The sequence below is a fragment of the Nostoc sp. genome, assembly GCF_054880495.1.
Window position 1 is genome coordinate 1 of sequence record NZ_JBTYKD010000101.1, and the last position, 7883, is coordinate 7883.

9 protein-coding genes are annotated in these 7883 nt (G+C 43.4%); 7 read left to right on the forward strand and 2 right to left on the reverse strand.

What is annotated here, in order from left to right; genetic code table 11:
* Positions 1–378: 378 nt before the first annotated feature.
* From ACYTXL_RS11540 to ACYTXL_RS11550, 3 genes are all read left to right on the forward strand, one after another.
* On the forward strand, positions 379–1221 hold the full coding sequence (locus ACYTXL_RS11540; protein ID WP_461924864.1) for a YaaW family protein: 843 nt from the start codon (positions 379–381) through the stop codon (positions 1219–1221).
* Entirely contained in the window at positions 1203–2681 is a 1479-nt protein-coding gene (locus ACYTXL_RS11545) for an O-antigen ligase family protein (protein WP_461924865.1), read from the forward strand. The genes ACYTXL_RS11540 and ACYTXL_RS11545 overlap by 19 nt, the downstream gene beginning before the upstream one ends.
* Before the next feature lie 404 nt (positions 2682–3085).
* Positions 3086–3604 (forward strand): hypothetical protein, encoded by a 519-nt coding sequence (locus ACYTXL_RS11550; protein WP_461924866.1) that lies wholly within the window; start codon positions 3086–3088, stop codon positions 3602–3604.
* A 12-nt stretch (positions 3605–3616) separates the two neighbouring features.
* Here the strand turns inward: ACYTXL_RS11550 and ACYTXL_RS11555 are convergent, their stop codons facing one another.
* Together ACYTXL_RS11555 and ACYTXL_RS11560 are read right to left on the reverse strand one after the other, a co-directional pair.
* Complete coding sequence (locus ACYTXL_RS11555; protein ID WP_461924870.1) at positions 3617–3754, reverse strand: DUF6887 family protein; 138 nt, start codon at positions 3752–3754, stop codon at positions 3617–3619.
* Positions 3755–3801: 47 nt separating this feature from the next.
* Complete coding sequence (locus ACYTXL_RS11560) at positions 3802–3957, reverse strand: DUF6888 family protein (protein ID WP_461924871.1); 156 nt, start codon at positions 3955–3957, stop codon at positions 3802–3804.
* 184 nt (positions 3958–4141) lie between these two features.
* Between ACYTXL_RS11560 and ACYTXL_RS11565 the strand changes: the two genes are divergently transcribed.
* The 4 genes from ACYTXL_RS11565 to ACYTXL_RS11580 all read left to right on the forward strand — a co-directional run bounded on the left by ACYTXL_RS11565 (position 4142) and on the right by ACYTXL_RS11580 (position 7723).
* The gene (locus ACYTXL_RS11565; RefSeq protein WP_461924867.1) at positions 4142–4663 is read left to right on the forward strand and encodes a DUF2518 family protein; all 522 of its coding nucleotides are present in this window, start codon (positions 4142–4144) and stop codon (positions 4661–4663) included.
* A 375-nt stretch (positions 4664–5038) separates the two neighbouring features.
* Positions 5039–6229 carry an iron-containing alcohol dehydrogenase gene (locus ACYTXL_RS11570; RefSeq protein WP_461924868.1) on the forward strand — a complete coding sequence of 397 codons (1191 nt, stop codon included), beginning with the start codon at positions 5039–5041 and terminating at the stop codon, positions 6227–6229.
* Positions 6226–7431, forward strand: coding sequence for an aspartate aminotransferase (locus ACYTXL_RS11575; protein WP_334789012.1), 1206 nt, complete (start codon positions 6226–6228; stop codon positions 7429–7431). Before ACYTXL_RS11570 ends, ACYTXL_RS11575 begins: the two co-directional genes overlap by 4 nt.
* A 112-nt stretch (positions 7432–7543) precedes the next feature.
* On the forward strand, positions 7544–7723 hold the full coding sequence (locus ACYTXL_RS11580) for a hypothetical protein (protein ID WP_461924869.1): 180 nt from the start codon (positions 7544–7546) through the stop codon (positions 7721–7723).
* The last annotated feature ends 160 nt before the right edge of the window (positions 7724–7883 follow it).

The window sequence follows — 7883 nt, forward strand, 5'->3', positions numbered from 1 at the left end:
TATTACGGACAAAACGGGCAGTACGTAGCGCCTCATCTAGCGCCTTATACTGCCCGTCTGTTCCTTTTAACTTGGTTTCAAATACGAGCATTTTAAGGCTTTATTACGGTTATTAGAACCTTTTTGCTTTCTAATAGCTGGCGTTCGCATAGCGTCTCCAAAGGAGAATCGCATTCGACATACCCTAGTTAGTACTCCAAAAAGGCGATCGCACCTGAGTTGTGGTTGTGGAAGACAATAACTCTACTAGAGCAGCCCTCTCTTCAGACTCTTTTTTTGGCGAAGGTATTGATCAAAGTGCAAAATTACTACTAATGACTGCTAAAAGCTAATAGTAGAATAAAGTACAGCAAACTGCACAGAAGGGAGGATGGGAAATTGGATGAAATGAGGGCGGCGCTAGAGTTAGCGACCGAAGAGGAATTGCAAGACTTAACGGCAATTCTATTTAGTCGGAAGTTCAATCCCCTAGACTATGTACACACACCCCAACCCATCGAAGTGCAAAGCCAAGACCGCAAAGCTTGGTTAGACGCACTAGAGGGTCGCTTTCGCTTTTTGGCGGCAGATGGGATAACAGTATTGCGGGGACGTACAGGGCAAGTAACTTACCGACAAGCGTTAGTTCAAGTATGTAAGTATCTAAAAATTCCCTATTCTAATCAGCTGGCAACTATTGATTTAGAAGCAGAAGTATTTTTGCATCTGCTAGGACAGGTGTGGAAAAAATTGCCTGAACAGGAAAAGCAAAAATTGACTGTACAAGTGCAGCGTCAGCTGCTCAAATCAGAACTAAAACAACCGCTACCACTTTTATTGCAATCTGACCCCTTGGGATTACTTTTCAAAGGCGGTAGTGCGATCGCGGTTACTTCAGTACTTCAGCCACTTGTACTCAAGCAAATTGCCCGTCAATTTGCCATCCACTTTGCTACATACCAAGTAGCCAAACAAGCGGCGATTACAGGCTCAGAAGCCGCTGCAACGCAATTTCAAAGCTATGTAGCGATGCAAATGGCGCAACGGGGTATGACAGTGAGTGCAGCTCGTTATGGGGCAACCCGCACGATGTTTGCTGTGATTGGGCCGATAATGTGGACTTGGTTTTTTGCGGATTTAGGGTGGAGAGCGATCGCCACTAACTATGGTCGGATCATCCCTACCGTCTTCGCCTTAGCTCAAATTCGCCTCACTCGTGAGGAATGTTGGGAGCCAGCTTGAACAAAGTTTTTGACTATTTCAAGTCTCGTTGGCAATCTTCTTGGAACTACTCTCTATGGGCACTGTTAATCTTCCCATTGAGTCCTTTATTGGGAGCTGTGACTATAGGTTTTGTCGCATTAATAACTTGGCTCAAACAATACCGCAAAATTAGTCGCCGCCCCCTCAACTGGGGATTTGCCCTTTTAAGTGTGTTGCTGATCGTGACTGCTGGGTTTGCCCAAGATAAGACAGCAGCTTTCCTCGGCTTATTTAATTTATTACCATTCTTTTTACTTTTCGCTGCTCATAGCACTCTGATTCAAACATTTGCCCAATTGCGGCAAATGGCTTGGATTTTGGTGATCGGTTCCCTGCCGGTGGCAATTATCGGCTTGGGACAGTTATTTTTAGGCTGGAGTTTGAAGTTGGAGATTTTGTGGATTGTCTTTGCTTGGACGATCAGACCAGGAGGAAATCCGCCAGGCCGCATCGCTTCACTCTTCTTGCACGCTAACACCTTCGCTGCTTATCTAGCGATAGTTTTCATCCTGGGCTTAGGGTTGTGGCTAGAAAACTATCAACAACTAAAAGTCAAGAGGAGGCAGTGCGGTCTTCTCCCTTCGCGCAGCATCTCCTTGGCGCAGCCTCTGGTAGAGAAGAGTTGGGTAGACGTCAAGGGCGACCAAGCCTCACAAGCGTCTGGAGTCTCCCCAAGTAGAGCAACTGCCGGTCAAAAGTCATTTCTCCCTACTCCCTACTCCTCACTCCCCCTCCTCTTTTTAACCGTGGCAATGATTACAAATTTTATTGCCTTGATTTTCACCAACTCGCGCAATGGGTGGGCGATCGCTATTTTGGCCTGTTTAGCTTATGCACTCTACCAAGGTTGGCGCATTCTTGTGGGCGGTGTTGCGGCGATCGTCTCTAGTGTACTTTTGGCAGCTTTTGCTCCCTCGGTAGTGGCTCAATTTTTTCGTCAGTACGTTCCTGCTTTCTTTTGGGCAAGGTTAAATGACGATATGTATCCAGATAGACCAGTCGCTTTAATGCGAAAAACTCAGTGGGAGTTTGCCTGGTCTTTAGCTCAGGAACATCCTTTGACTGGGTGGGGGTTACGCAGTTTTAGTGGACTCTACAAAGCTCAAATGCAGATTCCCTTGGGTCATCCCCATAACTTGTTTTTGATGTTATCTGCTGAAACTGGTTTTCCCAGTGCTTTTTTATTTTATGGCTTACTCGCTTGGATTTTGATTACAGGTGTCCAATTACTGCGAAAGTCAAAATATATAAATACAGAAGACAGATTGATATTTTTCAGTTATCTTCTGGCTTTTGTGGCGTGGTTTCTATTCAATACAGTAGATGTAACCCTATTCGATTTTCGTTTGAATGCGCTTTCATGGTTAATTTTGGCTGGCATTTGTGGAGTAGTACATCGATATGACCCAATACGCTTGGGTAGACTCGATCCTCCCTAACCCTGCTTAAAAAAAGGGAATTAAGCCCGCCATTAACTTTTTAAGTGTATGCACTGAGGACATCCTGGCTTTTAAGTTAATAATATTACTACAGAGCATGACTAATACTTGATTAGTCACTGTTGCTGATTGTTGGGAAGGTGTAGGAAAACCTTTTAGGGTTATCTTACATGACGGGCATCTCTTGTAGATGCCCTTTTGTATATAACAATCCGATTTGATTTCTGAATTTACTTGCGTGGGTAGGGAACAGGAAACAAGGGCATATATGTGTGCTGAATCTTGTTAAAAAATCAAATAGGAGTCCTATATTTATGATTTTTCTTCAGTTAAGCACAATTTAAAGAATATTGAATTTGACGGAATATCTGAAAATTTTTATCTTTCATAAAGGAACATAAAAGATGATTGCTGAAATTCAACTAGGTCTTTGTAACCCGCCAGAACCTATTTATTTGTATGTGAAAAGCGGAGAATTAAACGGGGAATCTTACCTGTGGTATAACTACGATATCAATAATAATCAAACTATTCCTGTACAACAAACAGGGCTAACTGGGTATATATCTGAACTGAAATTAAAAACGACAGAATTTAAGGGAAAGGACAACACTAAATTAGAAATCGTTGTGAGAGCGGATGAAATTTATGTTGTGAGGACTGGGATAGAAACGAACTTTGCTAAAAGTTTCCTTTTAGCTGTATCACTAGTTCAGGACTTTTCCAAGCCTCTGATTATCGCTCCCATTGCTGGAAACGAGAATGTGGTTTTTTGCAGCCTTTACGACGCGGCGACTAAAACCAGAATTCGCTCTGAATGGAACAGAGATGCTGATTGGCCGGCAATCATTGATAATGTTCAAACTAAGTTGCAGACATCTAAAAATTCTCATATCGTCTCTGGTGAGTCAATACTGTTTTAAATAACTGAGGAATTATGGCTCTAAACCTTGGCGGCGTTTTTCTTGGATGACTTGTTGTAACTCATCTACTGAATTAAGACGTTTGCCATTAGACTGAACGTGTAATGCTAGGGCGTGAATTGCTTCGATATCGCCACAATTTTGTAAGATATAATCTCGCTCGCAATTGCTTGCGTGTCATTTCTGTAAAGTTAGGCTTATTCATAATCAACCTCTGCTTCTCGATTAATTACTACAACTGTCTCTTCACCTGCTATTACTACAATGTTATCTGTTCGCTCATCTAAAATAACTAGGTAAACCGGGAGATACATACGCGTTAGCCAAGTCAAGACTCTGTATAACTTTTCAATTGTTCTGAGGTTGGCTCCATTTCACCGCTAAACTTAGGCTAAACGCAAGTTTAAACTTTATTATGACTGCTATCCTGCTCAATATTCTGATTGGCATTAAAGACTCCGATAACCCTTATGGTGTAAGCTCTCGGTAAAATGGGTGTGTCGGTAACGAAAAAAAGACGCTTCCATAACCAACCTTATGCTCACAACAGCTAACTTTCTTCAGTACACCCAATGGTCAGGTATAGCTACCTTGGTATTTGCGGCCATTGCAGTTTTGGCTTTTATTCTCAAATGGGGCATCCGCTTTCGGGTGGTGGGTGCAACTGGCTTTATGCTAGTGGTGACGGCTGGTTTATTTGGACTCTCAATAGTCCCCTTGAGTCGGGCTGTGATTCCCGGAGCAGTCCGGTACACTCTAGTTTATGACAATGGGACAACACAAGCGGTAATTGCCACATCACCCAAAATTACACCTACACAATTAGAAGCAACTTTACGTCAAGCAGCTAGTAATCTGTTTTCTTCTGGTCGTTCAGGTACACGGGTAGACGACAAGTTGACAGTTCGCGCCCGTACCATTGTTCACCCGGAACCAGGGATTTCTGTACCAGTTTACTTGGGTGATGTCAAGCGATCGCTCGTTTCTCGTCAAAATTCCCCAATGACAGTCGAAATTTACAAAGACAATTTCGCCCAATTGCCAAAACCTACCGCTTAAGAGGAACAGAGGGGCGTATATTTGCACGCCCCTACCTATGTATTTATAGCTAAGAATTGTCTGAAATAGCATCACCACTTACACATTAGCAATTCTCGATTGCTTTTCTTGAGAATCTGACAATGGTAATGTTAATTAATTAATCAGGTTATTCAAAACTTTGAGAGTTCGGAATTTCAGGTGGATGGGCATCATAGATTCAAGCAACCTTGTCAAACTACTCAATCAGTGGGTAACAGGCTTTGTCTATTTCATTGCTTGGCTCAAATCCAGATTGTCCGGGTATAAGCCATTCAAAAACCAGCTTGGCAACAAGTATCCCTCATACCAGTCTATTTGATTAAAAAATATCAAAGTTTTGCCAAACTAGATTATATGCCCAATAAATTTTCTACTCAACCTTCTTTGTCTACTCAAACCTCTAGTTCATTATTTACGCTGACAGTTGCCCCCGCAAAAGTAATCCGTGGTTCTGGGGTGTTGCAAACAGCCGCAGCCGAGATCGCCTGTTTGGGAAGTCGTCCCTTAATTGTGGCAGGTGAGTCTACTCTTGCTATCAGCCAAAAAAATTTGCAACCAGTTTTAGCAACGCAACAGTTACATCCTGCCCAAGCTTCTTATGGTGCAGATTGCTGCGAAGCTAGCCTGAAATTTTTACAGAAGACGGCAAAAGAACATAAAGCTGATGTGATTATTGGTGTTGGTGGCGGCAAAGCCCTAGATACAGCGAAATTAGTCGCGCAGCAGTTACATTTGCCAGTGGTGACAATTCCGACTTCCGGGGCTACCTGTGCAGCTTGGAGTGCGTTATCAAATGTTTATTCGGAAGACGGGGCATTTCTCTACGATGTGGGGCTGTCTAAATGTCCCGATTTATTGATACTCGATTATGACTTGATTAAAACTGCACCACAACGTACTTTAGTCGCCGGAATTGGGGATGCGATCGCTAAGTGGTATGAAGCCTCTGTTAGCAGTGGGCATTTGCAAGATACTTTAATTATTGCCGCAGTGCAACAAGCACGAGTTTTGCGAGATATCCTCTTGCAAAAGTCAGCCGCCGCCACCAAAGAACCAGGTAGTGAGGTTTGGCGAGAAGTAGTAGACGCTACTGTTTTACTCGCCGGGGTAGTTGGAGGACTTGGTGGGGCGCAGTGTCGCACAGTTGCGGCCCATGCGGTGCATAATGGTTTAACGCACATTTCAGGACATGGCAGTATTCATGGCGAAAAAGTTGCTTTTGGAATTTTGGTACAACTGCGTTTAGAAGAAATGCTCCAAGGTAATCAACTAGCCGCATCAGCACGGCAACAGTTGTTAAAGTTCTACGCAGAAATTGGACTACCCCAAAAACTAAGTGATTTGGGATTGGGCAACATCACATTAGGCGAGTTGCAAACAGCCGTTGAAATTGCTCTAGTTCCTAATTCTGACATCCATCGACTACCATTTAAAGTCGCGCCAGAACAGTTGATGGCGGCAATGGTTTCTACCACTGCACCTATAGATAGTAGGGATACTACGAATCGAGTTTCGCCCCAGGGAATCAGTGACGAGGTTTTATGAGTTTAAATTGGATTGTCCCAGCAGAACGGATACAAAAACTGCCACCTTATGTATTTGCCCGTTTAGATGAACTGAAAGCTAAAGCACGGGAACAAGGTTTAGATTTAATTGATTTGGGTATGGGAAACCCCGATGGTGCAACGCCAGCACCAGTAGTAGAAGCTGCGATCGCCGCCTTGAAAGATCCCGCTAATCACGGTTATCCGCCTTTTGAAGGGACTGCTAGTTTTCGCCGTGCCATCACCAATTGGTATCATCGCCGTTATGGTGTGGTTCTCGATCCTGATAGCGAAGCCTTGCCACTACTCGGTTCTAAAGAAGGATTAACCCATTTAGCGATCGCCTACGTTAATCCTGGTGATTTAGTTTTGGTTCCTTCCCCAGCTTATCCCGCCCATTTTCGCGGCCCAGCGATCGCAGGTGGGAAAATCCACAGTTTGATTCTTAAACCAGAAAATGACTGGTTAATTGATTTAGCTGCGATTCCTGAGGAGGTTGCTAAACAAGCTAAAATTCTCTATTTCAACTATCCCAGCAATCCCACCGCCGCCACAGCACCCCGCGAATTCTTTGAAGAAATCGTTGCTTTCGCCCGCAAATATGAAATTTTGCTGGTGCATGATTTGTGTTACGCCGAATTAGCTTTTGATGGTTATCAACCCACTAGCTTGTTAGAAATTCCTGGCGCGAAAGATATTGGTGTGGAATTTCACACCTTATCTAAAACCTACAATATGGCTGGTTGGCGCGTTGGGTTTGTGGTGGGTAATCGCCATATAATTCAAGGTTTGCGGACACTGAAAACTAACTTGGATTACGGCATTTTTGCCGCATTACAAACAGCAGCCGAAACTGCTTTACAACTGCCAGATGTGTATTTGCATGAGGTACAACAACGCTACAGTACCCGCCGCGATTTCCTGATTCAAGGATTAGGAGAGTTGGGTTGGGATATCCCCAAAACTAAGGCGACAATGTATCTTTGGATGAAGTGCCCTGTTGGGGTTGGTTCCACAGATTTTGCCCTGAACGTATTGCAGCAAACAGGCGTTGTTTTAACTCCAGGTAATGCCTTTGGGGTTGCAGGTGAGGGTTATGTCAGGATCAGTTTGATTGCAGACTGTGATCGCTTGGGTGAAGCTTTACATCGCTTTAAGCAAGCTGGCATCCGCTATCAACCGGAAGCTGTAGTCTCTGCTTGAGAAGCGATCGCTGATCTCGTCAGTTGAGTAGAGTCAGGAAACTCAACATCACATCACTAAAATTATTGCTGATCATGTTTGGTATCATGTAAAAAAGTAAATAGAGTGAAAAATGATTGGTACTAATATTTACATCAGTCAAGAAACTCAAGAATCTCTAATTAAAGCTGCTGCTTTCAAAGAAATATCTGTTGAAGAAGTAGCTTCTTCTATTTTGAGGGAAAGTATCCCAGAAAAGTTGGGGCAAATTAGCTATTCTTTGGAAAACAAAGGCAAATTTGCCTTTCTGTGAAAAGCCAGGACTACACCGAGAACAAATTGCACCTAGCAGTGTTTATTTTCTATGGTGTTCCCTGGTCTTCCCATACCCATTGACTACCGTTGTAAAACTTGTCATATAGATGACCGTTACTTCCTACTACAAAAGTCGAAATTCGATCCAGTGTAGGCTG